Source organism: Rudanella lutea DSM 19387 (assembly GCF_000383955.1).
Classification (GTDB): domain Bacteria; phylum Bacteroidota; class Bacteroidia; order Cytophagales; family Spirosomataceae; genus Rudanella; species Rudanella lutea.
Genome location: NZ_KB913013.1, coordinates 5,489,881 through 5,509,230, shown reverse-complemented (window position 1 = coordinate 5,509,230; position 19,350 = coordinate 5,489,881). Strand labels below are relative to the sequence as shown.

General features: G+C 56.1%; 15 protein-coding genes. 7 read left to right on the top strand and 8 right to left on the bottom strand.

Annotated elements, in window-relative coordinates:
* The first annotated feature begins 37 nt into the window (after positions 1-37).
* From RUDLU_RS0122595 to RUDLU_RS0122580, 4 genes are all read left to right on the top strand, one after another.
* Positions 38-862, top strand: coding sequence for a class I SAM-dependent methyltransferase (locus RUDLU_RS0122595; RefSeq protein ID WP_019990714.1), 825 nt, complete (start codon positions 38-40; stop codon positions 860-862).
* Between the two features lie 337 nt (positions 863-1,199).
* On the top strand, positions 1,200-2,051 hold the full coding sequence (locus tag RUDLU_RS0122590; RefSeq protein WP_019990713.1) for a GLPGLI family protein: 852 nt from the start codon (positions 1,200-1,202) through the stop codon (positions 2,049-2,051).
* 13 nt (positions 2,052-2,064) lie between these two features.
* The gene (locus RUDLU_RS0122585; protein ID WP_019990712.1) at positions 2,065-4,980 is read left to right on the top strand and encodes an outer membrane beta-barrel family protein; all 2,916 of its coding nucleotides are present in this window, start codon (positions 2,065-2,067) and stop codon (positions 4,978-4,980) included.
* A gap of 175 nt (positions 4,981-5,155) precedes the next feature.
* A complete protein-coding gene (locus RUDLU_RS0122580) occupies positions 5,156-5,932 on the top strand; it encodes an MBL fold metallo-hydrolase (protein WP_019990711.1) in 777 nt (258 codons plus the stop codon).
* A 134-nt stretch (positions 5,933-6,066) separates the two neighbouring features.
* On the opposite strand, the gene RUDLU_RS0122575 is transcribed toward RUDLU_RS0122580, so the two are convergent.
* Genes RUDLU_RS0122575 through RUDLU_RS0122565 form a run of 3 tightly spaced genes read right to left on the bottom strand, consistent with a single transcriptional unit; the run spans position 6,067 to position 8,940 of the window.
* Positions 6,067-6,696, bottom strand: coding sequence for a gluconate 2-dehydrogenase subunit 3 family protein (locus RUDLU_RS0122575; protein ID WP_027303309.1), 630 nt, complete (start codon positions 6,694-6,696; stop codon positions 6,067-6,069).
* A 14-nt stretch (positions 6,697-6,710) separates the two neighbouring features.
* On the bottom strand, positions 6,711-7,151 hold the full coding sequence (locus RUDLU_RS0122570) for a four helix bundle protein (RefSeq protein ID WP_019990709.1): 441 nt from the start codon (positions 7,149-7,151) through the stop codon (positions 6,711-6,713).
* Between the two features lie 43 nt (positions 7,152-7,194).
* Positions 7,195-8,940: a GMC oxidoreductase gene (locus RUDLU_RS0122565; protein ID WP_019990708.1), complete on the bottom strand. Its 1,746-nt coding sequence runs from the start codon at positions 8,938-8,940 to the stop codon at positions 7,195-7,197.
* 416 nt (positions 8,941-9,356) lie between these two features.
* On the opposite strand from RUDLU_RS0122565, the gene RUDLU_RS0122560 reads away from it, so the two are divergent.
* Positions 9,357-10,310 (top strand): L-threonylcarbamoyladenylate synthase, encoded by a 954-nt coding sequence (locus tag RUDLU_RS0122560; protein ID WP_019990707.1) that lies wholly within the window; start codon positions 9,357-9,359, stop codon positions 10,308-10,310.
* Positions 10,311-10,316: 6 nt separating this feature from the next.
* Here RUDLU_RS0122560 and RUDLU_RS0122555 read toward each other — a convergent pair whose 3' ends face one another.
* On the bottom strand, positions 10,317-11,276 hold the full coding sequence (locus RUDLU_RS0122555; RefSeq protein ID WP_019990706.1) for a pyridoxal-phosphate dependent enzyme: 960 nt from the start codon (positions 11,274-11,276) through the stop codon (positions 10,317-10,319).
* Between the two features lie 30 nt (positions 11,277-11,306).
* Between RUDLU_RS0122555 and RUDLU_RS0122550 the strand changes: the two genes are divergently transcribed.
* Complete coding sequence (locus RUDLU_RS0122550; RefSeq protein WP_019990705.1) at positions 11,307-12,341, top strand: RluA family pseudouridine synthase; 1,035 nt, start codon at positions 11,307-11,309, stop codon at positions 12,339-12,341.
* Positions 12,342-12,383: 42 nt separating this feature from the next.
* On the opposite strand, the gene RUDLU_RS0122545 is transcribed toward RUDLU_RS0122550, so the two are convergent.
* From RUDLU_RS0122545 to RUDLU_RS0122530, 4 genes are all read right to left on the bottom strand, one after another.
* Positions 12,384-13,364, bottom strand: a complete 981-nt coding sequence (locus RUDLU_RS0122545) for a nucleoside hydrolase (protein WP_019990704.1) — start codon at positions 13,362-13,364, stop codon at positions 12,384-12,386.
* A gap of 9 nt (positions 13,365-13,373) precedes the next feature.
* The gene (locus tag RUDLU_RS0122540; protein ID WP_019990703.1) at positions 13,374-14,417 is read right to left on the bottom strand and encodes a phosphotransferase; all 1,044 of its coding nucleotides are present in this window, start codon (positions 14,415-14,417) and stop codon (positions 13,374-13,376) included.
* Between the two features lie 251 nt (positions 14,418-14,668).
* Positions 14,669-16,915 (bottom strand): type IX secretion system anionic LPS delivery protein PorZ, encoded by a 2,247-nt coding sequence (porZ, locus tag RUDLU_RS0122535; protein WP_211220223.1) that lies wholly within the window; start codon positions 16,913-16,915, stop codon positions 14,669-14,671.
* Between the two features lie 59 nt (positions 16,916-16,974).
* Positions 16,975-17,604, bottom strand: a complete 630-nt coding sequence (locus RUDLU_RS0122530) for a thymidine kinase (RefSeq protein WP_019990701.1) — start codon at positions 17,602-17,604, stop codon at positions 16,975-16,977.
* A 221-nt stretch (positions 17,605-17,825) separates the two neighbouring features.
* On the opposite strand from RUDLU_RS0122530, the gene RUDLU_RS0122520 reads away from it, so the two are divergent.
* Positions 17,826-19,148, top strand: a complete 1,323-nt coding sequence (locus RUDLU_RS0122520; protein ID WP_019990699.1) for a hypothetical protein — start codon at positions 17,826-17,828, stop codon at positions 19,146-19,148.
* Positions 19,149-19,350: the final 202 nt, after the last annotated feature.

Genomic DNA, 19,350 nt, shown 5'->3' with positions numbered 1-19,350 from the left:
ATCTACATCTAACCCTACTTTTCTATCCCTACATCTGATGATCAACCAAACACTCCGGCGCGGCCGATCTATTCTCAAAAAAGCATACCAGCAGACCCTCGATTCGGGCGAGCGACTTCTGGGCCTGCGCGATGCCCTCACTCCACCCCGTTCCATGATTTTTGTGGGGGCTGGCGACTACAAAGAGGTTGGCGAGCACTTTCGTACCCTGTTTATCGAGCTGGGTGGCCTCAAACCCACCGATGAAGTACTCGATATTGGCTGCGGCATCGGCCGAATGGCCGTTCCGCTGGTGAACTACCTTGCCCCTACTGCCCGCTACGAAGGTTTCGACATTGTGAAGTCGGGAATCGACTGGTGTCAGCAACACATTACGCCCCGGTACCCAAACTTCCGGTTTCAGTTGGCCGATGTGTACAACAGTCATTATCAGCCGACTGGCCGCTACCCGGCAACCGAGTACAAATTTCCGTTTCCCGACGCGCAGTTCGATTTCATCTTCCTGACCTCCGTGTTTACGCACATGCCCAAGCCGGAGCTGGAAAATTACATCGGGCAAATTGCGCGGGTACTCAAACCGGGCGGGCGGTGTTTGGCTACGTTCTTTTTGCTGGATGAGGAGTCGCGCCGGCTGATGCCCTCCCCCCGAAGCCGGTACAATCTGCAATACGAGCTCGATGGCCGGTACGTAGCCGACCTCGGCGACCCCGACATTTGTACGGGTTTCGACAAGCAGTACGTACTCGATTTGCTGCAACAAAAAGGCTACAGCACCGCCCCGGCCTTTTATCCCGGCACCTGGTGCGGCCGGCTCGAAGGCAAGTCGTTTCAGGATATTCTGGTTTTCCAGAAACCCGCCTGATCCGGCTCCGCCACTTTACCCCCAAGCCCCGGCATTCGCTTCGGCTCCAATTTTTCAGTACTGGACATTCGGACTTCAGACACTAGACGTTAGACCCACTACCATTCTGTAGAGAAGTCTAACGCCTAGTGTCCAACATCTCATGTCCAGTACTGAGCTCCAGTTTTACACGGAGCCGAGCGAGGTCGAGGCTTAATCTATTGATTTAGAAGACAAACCAAGTCGACACATTCCGTTCGTCTATACATTTGGGGTGTTCATCGATGTTTGGGCGGCATTTCGGATCTGCGTATAGGCATCCCTGCAACTTTCAACGGCAATTCTGTTTCTTTGGCGTATGAAAAAGATACACGCTTTTTTACCCCTTGCAGCTTTTCTGCTGACCCAGACGGTAACGGCACAGGACGCCATCACGTCGGGCGAAATTCGGTACGAAGCCACCCGCCGGATCGACCTTTCGCAGGTGCGGGTCAATATCAATGGTCAGGAGGTGCGGCCGGGCGGCACCCTGCCCAACGGGCAGACATTCGATGTCCCCCAAACGACGACCTACGGCCAATCGCTGCTGTTTTCGGGTGATATGGCCATGGAGAAGCGGGATGCGCCGGCCATGATGATGCGCACCATGCGGGTAGGTGGCCCCGACGGACCCGGCGGTGCAGCCGGTGGCGACCGTGGGCCCGACAACCGCCCGATGCGCAACGGCCGGTTTACGCCCCCCTTCGACAATAGCACCTACATCGATATGTCGTCGCAAACAATGATCACGGTGCTGAGTGTGAAAAAAGATTCGGTCACGACGGAGCACTACCGCAACGATGAGCCCATCACCCGCGACTCTACCTGGCGCGAAGACGATAAGACCAAGAAACTGCTGGGCTATAAATGCAAGCGGGCTACAGCCAATATACGGAATACGCCCTACACGATCTGGTACACCACCGAGATTCCGCTCACGTACTCGCCAGTGGCCCGGCTAACGCCCGACAAAGGCGTGGTGCTTCAGATCGAGAGCGATCAGGAAGCTTTTAAAGCCACCAAGATTGAGGCCAGGGCTATTGATGCCGTTACACTACGGCCCAACGCCAAAGCACAGCTGGTATCGAAAAAACAGATGGAAGAAATCCGGCGGAAATCGATGGCCAGTTTCCGGCAACGCATGATGGCCGAAAACCCCATGCGGAATTAAGCCCCACCTTTTTATGCGTCTACTCCTACTTTTCACTATCCTGCTGGCTTCCCTTTCCTCTTTCGCGCAGAACCGGGGCATTGGTACTATTCGGGCCTCGGTTCTGGACTCGACCACCAAACAGGGCCTGCCCGAAGCAACCGTTTCGCTCCTGCGCGGGCGCGATTCGTCGTTGGTTACGTTTCAGGTCACCGGGGGCGAGGGCGAATTTATGTTTCGCAACGTGGCCGAAGGGCCCTATCAGCTCTTGATTACCTACGTGGGTTACCAGTCGCTCCGGCGCAACGTGACCATCACGGCGGCCGAGCCCGCGCCTAATCTGGGGCCGCTGTACATGGCCACGGAAGCCAAATCGCTCAACGAGGTGACGGTGCAGGGCGCGCCGGTTGTGATCAAAGGCGACACGCTTGAGTTTAACGCCGGGTCGTTTAAAACGCAGCCCAACGCCGTAGTCGAGGACCTGATCAAGAAACTCCCCGGTATGGAGGTAGAACGCGACGGAACAGTGAAAGCGCAGGGGCAGGAGGTAAAACGGATTCTGGTGGATGGCAAGCCGTTTTTTGGTAACGACCCCAAGATGGCCACCCGCAACCTGCCCGCCGAGATGATCGACAAGGTGCAGTTGTACGACCGGCAGTCGGAACAGTCGCAGTTTTCGGGGGTTGATGATGGCGACCGTGAGAAGACCATCAACATCACCACCAAACGCGACCGGCGCAAAGGCGTGTTTGGGCGGCAATCGCTCGGGATGGGTCAGGAGCCACCCAGTGGACCTACCCGCTACCAGGGTCAGGTAGGTATCAACCGCTTCGACAACGGGCAGCAGCTCTCGCTTATCGGGACGGCCAATAATATAAACCAGCAAAATTTTTCGGCCGAAGGGCTGGGTAATGGCGGTGGATTAGGTGGCTTTGGCGGGGGAAACAACTTCGGCGGGGGCGGCATGGGCGGCAACGGGGGCGGTAACCGGGGTGGTCAGGGTGGTAATAGCGGAGGGAATTCGGGGCTGCCTACAGGTCAGCAAACCAACCTGACCCGCGCCATTTCGGGCGGTCTCAACTTCTCCGACGGCCTCAGCTCTAAAGTCGACTTTAGCGCCAGCTACTTTTACAACAATACCCGCACCATAACCGAGCAAACGTCACGACGGGAGAATATTCTGCCGAGTGCGGCCCTGCGCGGTGCACCCTACCCCGACTCGACGAACATCACCAACCGGCAATCGTCGTCGGTGAGTACGTTTGGAAATCACCGGGTCAATGCCCAGCTGATTTGGCGGATCGACAGCATGAATACGCTGCGCGTGATTCCTAACCTCGTGTTCACCGACAACGTGTCGAACAGCCTGAGCGACTCGCGCACGGCCTCGAACCGGGGCACTCCGCTCAACAGCAGCCTGACCAATTACGACGCCAATGGCCGGGGCGTATCCGGGACAAATACGTTGCTCTGGACGCACAAATTCAAGCGCCGGGGCCGCACCTTTTCGGCCAACCTGAACACCACGCTCAACGCGCAGGTTACCGATGGGTTCAACCGCTCAAAAAACGAGTATTTTCAGTCGATCACGAACATTCCGCTGTCGAGTTCAATCACGGGCGGGGGCTCTCTGACGGGCGTAGGTGGCTTGTTTGCCGCCAACATCAATCAGCGCAACGATCAGCGGACGGAGGCCATGACGAGCAACCTCAACCTGTCGTACACAGAGCCACTGTCGTTAGCCAAAACACTTGAGTTTCGGTACAACCTGAACACCAACGACAACTCCTCGGACCGGCAGGTGTTCGACTTCGACGAGCGCGTTAATGCCTATGCTCTGCCCAATGAACGACTGACTAACCGGTTCGACAATATTTTCCGGACGCAGCGGGCGGGCATGTCGCTACAAACCCGGCGGTTGAAATACAATTATACCTTTGGGTTCGATGTGCAGGATGCTAACCTTCAGACCAACAACATCTCGCGCGACATTGAACTGACCCGGCATTACCTCAACCTGTTGCCCAACGCCCTGTTTACGTACAACGTGTCGCGCAATCAGCGGCTGATGATCAACTACCGGAGCCGGATTCAGCCGCCCTCGGTCAATCAGCTACAGCCGGTTCTCAACAATACCAACCCGCTCAATATTCAAACCGGTAACCCCGACCTAAAACCGGAGTTCACCAACACACTGAATATCAATTACAATAATTTTGACCCGACGACCTTCCGCTCGTTGTTTGCGTCGATCAATATAAACCAGATTAACCGTCGGATCGTGAATGCAACCGCATTTAACAGCGCCGGTGGTCAGGTGACCAAACCGGTCAACGCAGATGGGTACTACTCGGTCACGGGCTTCCTGAACCTGGGTCGCTCCATTGACTGGAGCGGGCAGCGGATCAATCTGAGCTGGGCCACCAACGGCAGCTTTGTGAACAACATCAGTTTCGTAAACGACCAACTCAACAAGGGCCGCAACCTGAGCGTGGGGCAGCGCGTGAGCATCAACACGTTCTGGAAAGACAAACTCGACCTGAACCTTTCGGGCAACGTGTCATACCAGTCGGCTCAGTACTCTTTGCAGCCGCAACAGAACAGCAACTTCCTGTTCACATCGCTCAACGCCTTCGTTTTCTACCAGTTGCCGGGCCGGTTTACCCTGACCTCCGACTTCAGCTACAATGCTAACTCGGGCCGGGCTGCCGGGTTCAACCAGCGGTTTGCTCTCTGGAACGTGGGCGTAGCCAAACAGTTGTTTAAGCAGAAGCAGGGTGAGTTACGCCTGTCGGTCTACGACCTGCTGAACCAGAACCGGAGCATTGTCCGCAACGTAAACGACACGTATATCGAAGACGTACAAAGCCTGGTGTTGCGCCGGTACGTGATGCTCACTTTCACGTACAACCTCCGCAAGTTCGGTATGACCTCGACCCGGCGAAACTAATCAGACGGAACACGGATGAAACGGATGGGACAGATTAGCGCGGATAAAAAAATCCGTGTGGATCGTTTAAAATCCGTTCAATCCGTGTTCCTGTCTTTAAATCCGCGCTTCATCCGAATGTTCGGAACGTCGACCTTGCCGCCGGGGTTGTATACTAAAGCCCCGACAACTGCTAATGTCCTTATTTATTTCTTCCCTGAACTCGGGCAGCAATGGCAACTGCTATTACGTTGGTAACCAGCAGGAAGCCGTACTGATCGACGCCGGCATTTCGTGCCGCGAAACCGAACGGCGCATGGACCGGCTCGGCCTGTCGATGAAAACGGTGAAAGCCATTTTTATTTCACACGAGCATTCTGACCATATTGTCGGCGTCGACCGGCTGGCCCGTAAGTATAAGCTGCCAGTGTACATCACGCCCGGCACCCTGCGCAACACCCGCCTGTCGGAGTCGGCCATTACGTTTCAGCCCCTGCGCGGGTACGAGCCGGTCCTAGTTGGCGACTTGTCTGTAACGGCTTTCCCGAAGCAGCACGATGCGGCCGACCCGCACAGCTTTCTGATCAGTTTTGGGGGCATCAACGTGGGCGTGTTCACCGACATAGGTACGCCGTGCACGCACGTAATCGACCATTTCAAGCAATGCCATGCCGCTTTTCTGGAGGCCAATTACGACGATGATCTGCTGGCCTTAGGCCGGTACCCTTACTTCCTGAAACAACGGATTTCGGGCGACAATGGTCACCTGTCTAATCAGCAGGCTCTCGACCTGTTTCTGACCCATCGGCCGACGTACATGAGTCACCTGTTGCTGGCGCACCTTTCGCGCGACAACAACAGCCCGCAGGTAGTGGCCGATCTGTTTACTCCTCACCTCGCTCACACGCAATTGATTGTAGCTTCCCGCTATGCCGAAACGGCTGTTTACCAGGTTGGCGGGTTGGCAGAATAGCCCAAAAAAAGAGCTGACATCTTGTTTGGAAAGATGTCAGCTCTGGCACTGCACAAGTCAGCCTGGTGCTGAAAAAAAAGAGATGACATCTCTCGAAACGAGATATCATCTCTGGTACTGCACAAGAAGATTGCTTATTTTTTCTCGCTCACGTGCGCGTCGTAGTTCACGCCGTACTGTTTAAGCACTGGTTCGGGTACACCATCCCATTGATTGGGGACGTTGCCGACGTAGCCCAGATCCTGAATACCCATTTTTGAGGTCCAGAAACCGGTAGCCGTCATGTTGCGCATCATGTTGAAAAACGCAACCCCCTGGCTCATCTCAGGTTTCGCCTGCTTCGGGTAAGCGATCTGATCAACCATCTTGATCTGCTGCTCACCCGTGCACTCGGCAAATGGCTTACCGAATTGCTTGCGGCACTGGTTATCGAGCCACCGCAAACCACCCCGCATGGGGGTCTGGTTGGCGGGCTGATCCTTCATCATAAACTCGATAAAGGCCGGTACACCCGCCTGCGACGCACTCCCCGACTTTTTGTCGGCCGGAATGATGATGTCGCACAGCAGGGTCACGGTTTTCAGCTCCTGTGGCGTGAAGAACTTCTCAGCCATCAGCTTCGCATCGCGCTCTGCTTCAAATTTTTGCCGACCGCCGGGTATTTTCACCGCGGGGGTTGGTGGTGGCACCGCAGCCTCGACTGGCCCTACGGCCAAACCGAAACCACTCAAACCGATTGCCTTAAGTGTATCTCTGCGTTTCATTTTTCTGTAGAAGTTTACAGTTTTCGGTTTACAGTTTTCAGTTCCTCCGGCTGTGATGCGCTATCTCGCTGAAATTTACGTCCTTTTACGTCAGACTCTTTCAAATAGCTCATCAGCCCATCAATCACCCGACCAGCTTCATCAGCTTGGGCGTACAGATCGTCAAACGTCGTCTGATCAATGTAGTCGTTATCATGTGCTCTGTAGAGTTGCGATTTAGACTCGTCCAAAGAGCCTTTGGCTATTCCCAGAAACTGCACAAACTCAACTCTACCTCCCCGACCAAAGCCTTCCGAAATGTTATCCATCACTGAACCACTCGCGCGCCTGATCTGACGTTTCAGATCGGGGTCATCCAAGAAGGTTCGGTTTCGGGTTACAGCATACACCGCTTTTGAAAACCAGCGGGCTTTTTGCCAGGCTGTCAAATCCTCGAACCGACGAATGGTGGCCATGCAACTAACTGAAAACAGAAAACTGGAAACAGAAAACTTGTTTTTAGATATTCTTCTTCTTCACCTCGTCAATCAGGTATTCGCTCGTGCGCATCGAACTGGCCAAGATAGTCCAGGTTACGTTTTTGTCGCCCTGCGAAACAAACGGAGCCGCATCGACTACAAACAGGTTCTTACACTCGTGTGCCTGCTGAAACTTGTTCAGGGCCGACTTCTTCGGGTCGTTGCCCATCCGAACCGTACCAATCTCGTGAATAATCTTACCGGGTGCTTCCAGACCGTATCCGTGGTTGGTATTCGGGCCCGGCTTCGGTCCCATCGGGATACCGCCCAGCGCGTGGATAATTTCCTCGAAGGTATCCTGCATGTGCTTCGCCTGCTTTACTTCGTAATCAGACCACTTGTAGTTGAACCGAAGTACCGGAATACCGTATTTGTCTACCTTGTTCGGGTCGATTTCGCAGTAGTTGTCCTCGCGTGGAACCGGCTCACCCCGACCCGCCATGTGCACATAAGCACCGTAGTAACGGCGATAGTCATCTTTCAGACCAGCACCGTAACCACCTACCGGCCGGGTCCGACCGGGCTCCAGGGCCTGTGTATTTTCAATCCCTGAGCCGAAACCGTAGCCCGGCATACCCATGCCACCGCCGTACTCGATGTGGTAGCCACGTGGGAAATCGAGTTTCTTATTGTCGAGCCACCAGGGCGTAAACACGTGCATACCGCCTACGCCGTCTTCGTTGTAACGAACACGGTCCATTAGAGCAGGCACAAACGCACCACGCGAGGCTCCTGTTGAGTCATTAAGGTATTTACCCACCACGCCACTGCCATTGGCCAGACCGTTGGGGTACCGCGACGATTTTGAGTTGAGGAGAATCCGCGCTGATTCGCAGGCACTTGCTCCAAGCATAACCGCTTTGGCGCGTACCGTATGCTCCTGCAACGTGCCTGTGTGTACATAGCTAACACCCGTAGCCAGACCCGTTTGCGGATCGGTAAGTACCTCGCGGCACATAGCGCCGTTAATGAGCGTTACGTTGCCAGTTTTGATAGCCGGAATACACAGTACCGACGACGATGAGAAGTCGGCGTATGCCTGACACGCCCGCCCGCACTGATGGCAGTAGAAACACTGCCCACGCTCATTGTTGATGGGTTTTGTCAGAATCGACAAGCGCGAAGGAACAACCGGCACACCCGCGTTTTTGCCCGCCTTCTGGAGCAACAGCTCATGCAAACGAGGCTTCGGTGGAGGCAGGAAGTAGCCATCGGGCTCGTTCGGAAAGTCGGGCAGGTTGGTTCCAAACAAGCCGAGCGTTTTGTCGCAGCGGTCGTAGAACGGCTTGAGGTCTTCGTAGGTAATTGGCCAATCGTCGCCTACACCCGTAAGCGAGCCCCGCCGGAAGTCATCGGGTCCGAAACGGAGTGAGATACGCCCCCAGTGATTGGTCCGCCCACCGAGCATCCGCGACCGGAACCAGTGAAATTCGGTGCCGGGCTTCGCCGAGTAAGGTTCGCCATCAATATCCCAGCCACCCCAGGCCGCATCGAAGTCACCAAACGCCCGGGTAGTACCCGCACCCCGCCGGGGCGATTCGTAAGGCCACTTCAACTGAGTAATGTATTTAGGATCGGCGGGGTCAAAATACCCACCTGCCTCAAGCAGGATAACTTTGGCTCCGGCTTTGGCCAGCATATAAGCCGCCATACCACCGCCAGCGCCCGACCCGACGATCGCGACGTCGTACTCGACGGGGGCCTTTTTAATTTGTGGAATGTCCATGTAGGAAGACGATTCTGGTTTACTCAATCAAAAGAACAACGTTAACCAATTTTAATGCTTTCAGGGCAAGATTGCCGACTAAGTTGGCGAATACCCGCTTATTTTTTTGCTCACCGCTCAAAATCCCGAATTTTTAATCATTCCCCGAGCGCTTTACACCCAAAAACGGCAAACGGGCAGGTACCCGGAGGAGAAAATGAGGAAGGAAGAGAAGTGAGAAGTGAGAAGTGAGAAGTGAGGAGTTGCTGACGCATGAGTATTGCTTACGCGTCAGCAACTCCTCACCGCCGGGCAGCCCCGTCCTATCTCTTCACTCCTATCTCCTCACTCCTCACTCCTACCTCCTCACTCCTACCTCCTATCTTCTCACTCCTATCTCCTATCTCCTCAATCCTATACTATCTTTGCCGGTAATTATGGCACAAATCGGGACGGATTGTTTAGCTGCGAAGGCATTTTTAGAAGCGGGTGATGTGGTCGGAATTCCGACCGAAACGGTGTACGGATTGGCGGGTAATGCGCTCAATCCTGATGCGGTACTCCGCATTTTTACGGTTAAAAACCGGCCCGCCTTCGACCCCCTCATTGTCCATACCGACACCCTTGATAAGGTAAACCGGTACGTGACCCACCTGCCCGATGCGGCCCGTCAACTTGCCGAGGCCGTATGGCCCGGCCCGCTGACGCTGCTACTGCCCAAGCGGGCGTTGGTGCCCGACCTGACCACGTCGGGGTTGCCAACCGTGGCAATTCGCATTCCGAACCACCCACTCACGTTACGTCTGCTCAGTCTGCTCGATTTCCCATTAGCCGCGCCGAGCGCCAATCCGTTTGGCTATATTAGCCCCACTACGGCGGCCCACGTAGCCGATCAGCTGGGCGATCAGATTCCGTACGTGCTCGATGGCGGCCCCTGCGGCATCGGTGTCGAATCGACCATCATCGGATTTGAAAAGGAGCAACCTACTGTGTACCGGCTCGGTGGTATGGCGCTCGAACAACTGACCGCCCTCGTGGGGCCGCTCACCGTTCGCGACCATTCGACCTCAAACCCACAGGCGCCCGGGATGCTCAGTAGTCATTATGCCCCGCGCAAACCGGTTTTTCTGCTCAACCCCGATGAGCTACCAGCCGACGTTGACGAACAAACCGGCGCGCTTGTGTTTACCCAACCGCTGCCGGGTATTCCGCTCGAAAATCAGCGAATTTTGGCTCCTGGAGGTACCGTGACCGAAGCCGCCCGCAATCTGTTTGCGTACCTGCGCGCCCTCGACCAACTGCCTCTTACCCGTATCTACGCCCAACGGTTACCGGCTGAGGGCTTGGGTCGGGCTGTGAACGACCGTCTCAAACGCGCAGCCACCCGGTAAACTCCGTTACACATTAGGTGGAGTCACTGCGGGCAGGCGCCCCTGCGACAGGCGATCCTGCGGCAGGCGTCCTTGTAACCCGCCGGTATGGATAGCCACCACCCGGGCGCCGGGTTCGAAAAACCCTCGTCGTGCCAGGTCGATCAGGCCGTAGAGCATCTTGGCGGTGTACACCTGCTCAATCAGCACACCGGTTTGGGCCTCAAAATCGGCCATGAACTGAAGCAGTTCGGGGCGGGTTTTGGCGTACCCGCCAAAGTGATAATCGGTCAGGTAGTGTAGATTCGGGTAGGCCGGATCGAGGGGCGGATGCCAACCTTTGAGGGCCATAAACCCCAGCACCCTGGTCGACTGGGGTGCCGACCGGGCCAGGCCCGCAACGGTGCCGCCCGTACCCACCGCACAGCAGACGGCATCGGGCGCTGTACCAAGCTGCTCCATTAGTTCGGGCATAATTTCGGCCGCGCCCCGGATGGCTTCTTCGTTGGTACCGCCTTCGGGCAACACATAGGCAGGGCCGTACAGCTTCTGCAACTCGTCCAGAAATTCGGGCGATTCTATTTCGCGAAAAGCCGCCCGGTTCACCGGATGCAGGTGCATACCGGCCGACGCACAAAACTGAAGCGTAGGCGACTGCAACAAGGCAGGTTCATCGCCCCGCACCACCCCGATTGTCCGAAACCCGAACAATTGCCCGGCCGCAGCCGTCGCATACAGGTGATTGGAGCGGGCTCCGCCAAAGGTGAGCATGGTCTCTAAGCCCGCCTGTTTAGCCGCTAACAAGTTGTATTTCAGCTTCCGCCACTTATTACCCGACACCAGCGGGTGCAGCAGATCGTCGCGTTTGAGGTAAAGCTGCACCGGTAGCGACCGGGTCAGCGGCACGTCGATACGTTGCAGGGGCGATGGCTGTTGAGCGGGTATCATGGGCAGATAAACGGGCCGGGTAGCGGTTTGGTTGGGCAATCCCGTATTTTTGTACCGACAAGATTAGCTATGACGGAGGAAATCTCAGAGTCTTTAGAAGAAGACGACTTATACGAACACCATCGGATTGTGGTCGACGGGGGCCAAAGCCTGCTGCGCATCGACCGGTTTCTGATGATTAAACTGCCCAATGCGAGCCGTACTAAACTACAGGCAGCTATCGATGCCGAATCGGTGCGGGTAGCGGGCAAGCCCACCAAGGCAAGCTACAAAGTGAAGCCGGGCGATGTGATTACAGTGGCCCTGGCGCACCCGCCCCGCGAAACTGACCTGGTACCCGAAAATATTCCGCTCGACATTGTTTTTGAAGACGACGACCTGCTGGTGGTCAATAAACCGGCGGGTATGGTGGTTCACCCGGCCTTCGGTAACTGGACGGGCACGCTCGTCAACGCGCTGGTGTACCATTTTCAGCATCTGCCCTCTATGGCTCCGAGCCACGCGCAGGCCAACGTGATCCGGCCGGGGCTGGTTCACCGAATCGACAAAGACACGTCGGGGTTGATGGTGATTGCCAAAACCGAGCTGGCAATGGCTCACCTGGCCCGGCAGTTTTTCGACCACTCCATTGAGCGCACCTACTACGCCCTGGTGTGGGGCACACCCGACCCTCCCGAAGGCACCATTACGGGCTATATTGGCCGCAGTGTCCGCGACCGCAAGGTGATGTCAATTTACGACGACGAAACCAAGGGAAAATGGGCCGTTACGCACTACCGAACTCTGGAGCCCCTTCAGTACGTATCGTTGGTGCAGTGTAATCTCGAAACCGGCCGAACGCACCAGATTCGGGCTCATTTTCAGCACATTGGACACCCCCTGTTCAACGACGCGAGCTACAGTGGAGACCGGATTCTTCGGGGCAACCCCAACGGGTCGTTTAAGGCGTTTGTCGACAATGCCTTTGCGTTGCTGCCCCGGCAGGCCCTGCACGCCAAGTCGCTCGGGTTTACGCACCCGCGCACAGGGGCCCGGCTTCAGTTCGACTCCGAACTCCCGGCAGACTTTGCAGCCGCTCTCGATAAATGGCGGAAACGAGGATAAACCGAAAGCCGGACGAGGTAGCGTACCCCGTCCGGCTTTTTTTCATTTTAACACATCCAGCACAATTTCTTCGAAGCCCGGCAGCGTTTTGTACGCATACACAGCCCGCCATTTGGTGTCTTTGTACTCGTACGACACTTCCAGGTACGGCTTGGTCTGAGTCGGATCGGTATCGCTCTGGCGGGTATTGATCCGCACCGGAATATCGGTGTAGTATTTGAAGTACTCCGGGTGCGTCAGATAGCCTAACGGCGTGGTATCCCAGGGCACAAACCCATCCACCCCAAACAGCTCCTGATTGAACTTTTGCCAGGGCCGGAACTGCTCGTACAGCCACTTATCGCCGGGGCGCTTGCTTACGTCTAGAAAATCAATATCGGTTTTGCCAAACAGGGTGTACACGCTGCATTCGTAGCCCGATAACACCACCCGCACCCCCGAATCAAACAGCACCCGAAACGCTTCAGGGTCCATCTCAAAGTTGTAATCACCCACCGACAGTTTTTCCAGACCCGGCTTAAACGGCAGACCCGGTGTGCGCCCGGCACAAACTACTACCTCTTCGATTTGCGGGATCAGGTCAGGGTGATTTTTAATCAGCGTAGCCACATTGGTCATAGGCCCAATAGCCAGAATCGGCATTTTTTCGCGACGGAGCGCGGCCGCCATCGCCCGGGTAGCGTCGTTTTCGCGGCCAATGTCGCGCAGGGTATCAGAGCCCCGGTACACCGGAATCGGGCGGGCGGGCTTCCCGCCTTTGGGCGTATTGTACCAGTTCAGGAGTTTCTGGGTTACGTCGTAGCCATAGTTGACGTAGGTAACCGTGCTGATGCCCACCAGTTCGACCTTGTCGGCATGGCGCAGGGCCATCAGCAGAGCCACCGCATCATCGACCTCACGCGGGGTTTTGTCTTTCATCCCGACCATGATGTCGGTATCCAGCCAGATACGCCGGGGCTTGGTTGGGGCGGTTTGGGCAACAGCTACGGTGGTGAGCAGAGAGAGAAAAAAAGCTTTATACATCGTTTGTGTTTAGTGCAGCAGGTGGGCCGCCCGGTCGAGCAGGGCCACTTTGGTTTCGAGGGATAACGACAGCGGAAGTTGAGCCAGCCCGATAAGCCGACGCATGATTTCGACGCCGGTAAACTGCCGTAGCAGGCTTTCGTCGAAGCCGTCCGGGCGGGCATATTGCGCCAGAACCGCTTCAATCTGCTGTGTCGGCTGCTCACTCATGTGCAGGTGCGCGAGCATCACGCCCAGATCAAACTCAGCCGGGCCGTAAAAGCAAAATTCGGGATCAATAACCCGCACCGACACCCCGTTGCCCCCGGCATTCTGAAGCCGGAGCCAGCTACCGGGGTAGTAATCGCCGTGCAGAAGCGTAGGCGCTGAACCCCGCTGCACCTCACCGAGGTACACCCGTCCCAATTGGGCAATCGTTTCTTTCAGCGCTTCATTTTGCTTGTAAGGCATGGCGGCTTCCTGCAACCCCGCCTGAACCTGATTCAGGTCAAAGCCATTGTCGAGCATGAACGGATACCGGAAGATGTGCTCGTGATTGAGGGCACGCATAGCCTGATTGGCAAAGGCCGGATCGGGCTCAGCTTGCCGAAATTGGTTGTGCAACGTGCTCAGATAGTCGACGAGGGCCATCTGCTCGGCTTCGGTGAGGACAACGCCAGGCTTGTACAGATCGGTAAAATCGCGCGATGCGCCGAGGTCTTCCATCACCAGAATATGGTGCTCTGCATCGAGGTCCAACAACTCAGGTTGCCGGGCTCGTAGATCGGGGACAGGACTGGTTTTGCGGTAAAACTGCCCTTCAATCACGGCCCGGTCGGCGGGGGCCGCAATACTTGGGTACTTTTCGACATACCCCCGCGACTGCTTCACAATGAGCGACCGGGTTGCCGACGTACGGTCGTCATGAAACCGACTCGTCTGCACCCGTAGCGTATAATTCATGTTGCCTTCGCCGGGCTTTTCAACAGCCACAACGGATTCATCTTCGCAAATCCACCCCCGGCGAGCCAGATATTCCTGTATGGCCTGAGGGTTCTGAGCATCTAAATGCATTGATTAGAATGATAGACGTTACTGTTTAGATATTTCTTCGCGGTGAGGTCGCGGTAGTAACCACCCCCTGCCCCCCTCCTGTTTTCAGGAGGGGGAGAACTTATCAGTCCAACAAAGAGGCTTTTGCAGTCTCTTTATTGGTTCGAGATTGGGTTTACACGCCCCCTCCTGAACAACAGGAGGGGGTTGGGGGGTGGTTACCCCATTAACCCCTACTTTACAAATACGAAGAATGAGTCTCTTCCGATTGATCAGCGGACCACCGCCACTTTGCCGGCAATGCCCTGTTGCCCGTTGGCACCTATGACCACAACCAAATAAACGCCCGTTTGGGCAGGCCGTCCGCGATAATCCGACAGATCCCACGTAGCCGTTCCCCCCTGCGCCCGGGTCTCGTATGCCAGAATCCCGCCCGCATCCAGAATTTTTACCACGGCATTATCGGTAAGCCCCCGGATACTCACCAAACCGGTGTAATCGGGCCGTACGGGGTTCGGGAAAATGGTGATGCCCGTCAAGGCGTCGGCAGGTTCGGTAGCCAGACCGCCGTACGACACCAAACCACCCGAAGTCGAGACAAACACCCGCCCGCTCACCGGCTCTACGGTCAGCGCGTTGATGTCCGCCGTAGGCAGAGGGCTATCGGCCGGAGTAAACCGGGCGTCGAGTGAGGTACCGTCGGGACCAAACCGGTACAGGGCCGACGCCGTAGCAATCCATTTAAAATTACCCCCGTCGACCGTCATGGCCGTGATAGCCTCGGTAGCCAGTAGCCGCCGACGTTCGAAAATAGGCGCGTTGGCCGACACATTGCCGGTAAATGCCCCCGCCGGATCGTCGAACACGGTGACGCCCCGCTCCGTACCCACCCAGATAAACCCATTTCGGTCGCGGGTCAGGGCCGTCACGGTATTGCCGGGCAAATTACCATCGCCCGGTGCGCTGGAAAAATAGCGTTGCTGCCCGGTTTTAGGGTTGAAAACAAGCATGACCCCATAGCTCAGGCGGAGCCAGAGGTTTCCGTAATCGTCGGGGACAATCTGCACAATGGGCAACGACCGTAACTGCCCAAACGACTCAAACCGACCGTCGACCCGGCGCACGTGCAGCGAAGCCGTCCCCTGCCCGGTGCCTATCCAGAGGTTACCTTCCGCATCGGTAGCCAGGGCCGAAACGGCAGGGCTGATGATTGCCGGCAAATTGACCCGCGCGGGGGCCTCGGAACCGACCTGTGTCCATAAACCGGTCCCGTATCCACCCAAAAAAAGTCGCCCTTCACCGGGCAGGTAAGCCGCCGAGTTAAACGATTGCCCCAAGCCCACAACCGGGTTTATTTGCCAGCGGCCGGATGGCACATCGTAAAAATCGGCGGGGGGCTGATTAGCTCGCAGGCCCGTACTCAATTCTTTGTCACCGGTGAGAGCCACCAGACCGTTGGGGTAAGCCAGCACATCGGTGAAGGTATCGGCAAAAGGGCCTTCGGGCGCAATTCGGGTGGCCAGATTGGGGGCACGCAGGTCGAGTAGTCCATTTGTCGTGTCGGCCACCCAAACCCGGTTGCCGTCGGCTACAACCTCGGCCGGGGCTTGCAGCAAGGGGCTCGTCAACGTTCCCGTACCGGGTACCGTAAGTGCGGGAGTGCCCGTGGGGCTGACCACAAACGCACTGGCGCCGGCCGTGCCTGCAAACACACTCGCCAAACCAGAGCTGCTGGCTACCGACGTCCACTGCCCGCCCACCGGCCGGGCAAAAATGGCCCCGCCCCGCCCCACCGTGCCAGCCGTACTCACCAGCAACCGATTAGCCTCGGCCACGAGCCCGGTCATTTGACCCGCTTCGGGTGCGGGCGAAAGCCGCCAATTGGCTGGGTCGGCAAGGTTGACCGTGGAAGCCAGCCGCACTGCCCGAATCGCCGTGGCAACGGCAAACGGATTAGGTCGGGTAAGCGCATACAGACTATCGCCCAGGGTAGCCGTCATCAGCACCGGCCCCGGTGTACCGCCCGTAGTAGGACTAAAATACGTATCGCGAATTTCGTTGCGGACCAGGTCGAACACGACGACGCCAAAATCAGTGCTGAGGTAGGCTGTATTGCCCTGCCGGTTGATGTGGTTGATCCCCCGAAATGCCGGTTGAATGCGGCTGGATGCGACAATTGTGTTTACATTGAGCACCTCGCCCGGTGTGCCGTCGGGGGCGACGGCCAGAAAATCAATGTTTCCCGACCGGTACACGAGCATCAGTCGTTGTTGGTCGGGCAGGGCCAGCAGTTGGCTCACGCCCACATCGCTCAGACCATTGTCGCGGGTCAGGAGTCGGATTTCGGACGTTGATTTATCGAACCGATACAGGCCATTACGGGTAGCCGCAAACACGCCGGGTCCAAGTACCGCCACCGACCGCGCCGAGCGGTAACTGAAATGCGTTTGCCAGGTGCCGGGCTGAGCTTTACAGTGAACAGTGAGCAGTGAGCAGTGAGCAGTGAGTACTAAGCACAAATAGGTTGATAGCATCCACTTTTTTTCTCTTCCTCCCTTCTCCATCCTCCCTTTTCTTATTACTCATTAAACATCTGCCGACCGGTTCCGCTCACGAGATGAACAGCCTCGGGGCCCAGATGAAAACAACGGCGGCAGCGGGCTTCGTAGCTATCAGTTTCGCCCAGCAAAACCCGCGCCTGCGAGGGCACCAGCCGGTACGAATAATGCGCAATGTCGCCACAAACCACGCAGATAGCATGCACCTTGGTCACGTATTCGGCAATAGCCATGAGCTGCGGCATGCAACCAAAGGGCTTCCCGGCAAAGTCCATGTCGAGACCCGCCACAATAACCCGTTTGCCGCTATTGGCGAGCTGCTCGCACACGTCGACAATGGTGCTGTCGAAAAACTGCGCTTCGTCGATACCCACCACGTCGCAGTCGCCGGTATGCAGGAGGATATCGGCGGGTTTCTGTACAGGAATCGACGAAATAGAGAGCGAGTTATGCGAGACAATATCGGCCTCGTGGTAACGGGTATCGATACCGGGTTTAACAATAACGACGTGCTGTCGGGCAATGCGGGCACGGTTAAGTCGGCGGATCAGTTCCTCGGTTTTTCCGGAGAACATAGACCCACAAATCACCTCGATCCAGCCGGTTCGGAGGTGAGGGGGTTCGCGCCGGGAGGCCGGTTCAATAAACATAGTCGATCAATCGTTGTTGAGGCACACAAACCGGTTAGGCATCAAATTTGCTACCTTCCCGATAATTTCACCTGTTTTCTGAATCAATGGCTCGATAACTTCTCCGGCAGTCAGGAAAAGCTTGATAATATCAGAAAAAAAAGGCTTTTTGGCATTAGTATTGTAGGCCAGAAGCTGTTGATTCCGCATACAACCCTCATACAAAGCAACGAGTTTTACCAATGTCGAACAAGTTCCACCAGAGCGTCCTGACCGAATACTCCCGCTCGTATGCGCGTCGGGTTTGCGCCGATTTTTTTAGTAATCACACGTTTATCTCCGGTAAACAGATTCTGACCCTGACTCCCATCGGCCAGATAAATTTGTTTATCGTCAGTAATCTGTTCGACAAGTGGAAGTCCGACGCCGAGAAGTTTCGCAGCCCTTATTTCGACTTTACGCATCCTGAAGTAGAGGAAGCCATGCGGTCGTTTATGAACGTGGTTTCGCAACATATTGCCGTTCGGCGCGAACACCTGGAGCCCATGCTGGCCGACGCGCTCCGCAAAACGCTGACACTGATCTTCGACCCGCGTTATTTTTTCGACGATCTGCTGCGTAACCAGCCTGACTTTACGCTCACTTCCGATGCAGCCAAGCAAATTGTCCGCTACACGCAGATCAACAAGTTTGTGGCCAACTATCTGGTAGAACGCATGAACGGCAAACCGTTTATGTACGTCAATCAGGCGCTGAACTGCCTCGATGAAGTGCTGTCGCAACGAGGGCACGAGCTGGAGAAGTACGACCGGTACGTGGCTATTCTGTCGGAGAAAGTACCCATGGATCTAAATGCCCTCCTGCGCACGTCGCCGGGTGTAGCCAACGGTAGCCCGGCCCGTTCGTTTTTCGATACCGAACTCGAATCAGATAATACGGGCGCGCAAAGCCCAAACGTCGGTGGGGCAGCCGAAGCGTCGGGGAACCAACCCGTCGACTTATCGAGCGCCCCGCTGCGTCCGACCCTGCTGACCGAAACAGGTCAGCGCACGTTCAGCCCGGCCGAAACACCCATGAGCCAGCCAGTCGTACCCGCCGACTCGTTCAGCGACTCACCCGGCGTTGGCGTTCAGTTCTCTCCCGATGAGTCGGATCGGTACAGCCGCGAGCCAGTAGCCGCGCCGGTGGCCGCCCCGGTGAGCCAGGCATCGCCGTTCGCCAGTGGAGCCCTGAGCCAATCGCCCAGTTTTGAAGCGCCCCGCCTTTCTGCCGACAGCGAGCCCAAATCTAACGAGCCAACGAGTGTGGCCGAAGCGTTCCACCGAGCGCCCATCGAGAGTATTGGCAAGAGTATCTCACTGAACCAGAAATTCCGGTTTATCAATCAGCTTTTCAGTGGGAGCAGCACCTCATATGCACAAGCTATTGAGGAACTCGACCAAATGGAAAACTACGGGCAGGCTCTGGATTTGATTTCGTACCGCTACGCCAGTCAGTATCTCTGGGATATGAGCAGTGACGAGGTAAGCGAGCTGGTCGAGATTCTGAAACGACGGTTTAGTTAAGCGGTCAGCACCAGTTTTTTTGTGAATAGTACATTCAGCCGGAGATGTCTTAGAACATCTCCGGCTTTTTTTATACGACAAACAACTATTAATCAAGCTCTAATGCCGGTTTGTTGGAACAAACCCAGCGGTGTACCATATTACGCCACACAAAGTGACATCGGCCCAGTTTGGTCGTCTTACTCAGGCGTAATGATCAGAT

Coding starts and splice junctions, on each gene's coding strand:
- RUDLU_RS0122595 (WP_019990714.1), top strand. CDS start 38: ATGATCAACCAAACACTCCGGCGCGGCCGATCTATTCTCAAAAAAGCA.
- RUDLU_RS0122590 (WP_019990713.1), top strand. CDS start 1,200: ATGAAAAAGATACACGCTTTTTTACCCCTTGCAGCTTTTCTGCTGACC.
- RUDLU_RS0122585 (WP_019990712.1), top strand. CDS start 2,065: ATGCGTCTACTCCTACTTTTCACTATCCTGCTGGCTTCCCTTTCCTCT.
- RUDLU_RS0122580 (WP_019990711.1), top strand. CDS start 5,156: ATGTCCTTATTTATTTCTTCCCTGAACTCGGGCAGCAATGGCAACTGC.
- RUDLU_RS0122575 (WP_027303309.1), bottom strand. CDS start 6,696: ATGAAACGCAGAGATACACTTAAGGCAATCGGTTTGAGTGGTTTCGGT.
- RUDLU_RS0122570 (WP_019990709.1), bottom strand. CDS start 7,151: ATGGCCACCATTCGTCGGTTCGAGGATTTGACAGCCTGGCAAAAAGCC.
- RUDLU_RS0122565 (WP_019990708.1), bottom strand. CDS start 8,940: ATGGACATTCCACAAATTAAAAAGGCCCCCGTCGAGTACGACGTCGCG.
- RUDLU_RS0122560 (WP_019990707.1), top strand. CDS start 9,357: ATGGCACAAATCGGGACGGATTGTTTAGCTGCGAAGGCATTTTTAGAA.
- RUDLU_RS0122550 (WP_019990705.1), top strand. CDS start 11,307: ATGACGGAGGAAATCTCAGAGTCTTTAGAAGAAGACGACTTATACGAA.
- RUDLU_RS0122545 (WP_019990704.1), bottom strand. CDS start 13,364: ATGTATAAAGCTTTTTTTCTCTCTCTGCTCACCACCGTAGCTGTTGCC.
- RUDLU_RS0122540 (WP_019990703.1), bottom strand. CDS start 14,417: ATGCATTTAGATGCTCAGAACCCTCAGGCCATACAGGAATATCTGGCT.
- RUDLU_RS0122530 (WP_019990701.1), bottom strand. CDS start 17,604: ATGTTTATTGAACCGGCCTCCCGGCGCGAACCCCCTCACCTCCGAACC.
- RUDLU_RS0122520 (WP_019990699.1), top strand. CDS start 17,826: ATGTCGAACAAGTTCCACCAGAGCGTCCTGACCGAATACTCCCGCTCG.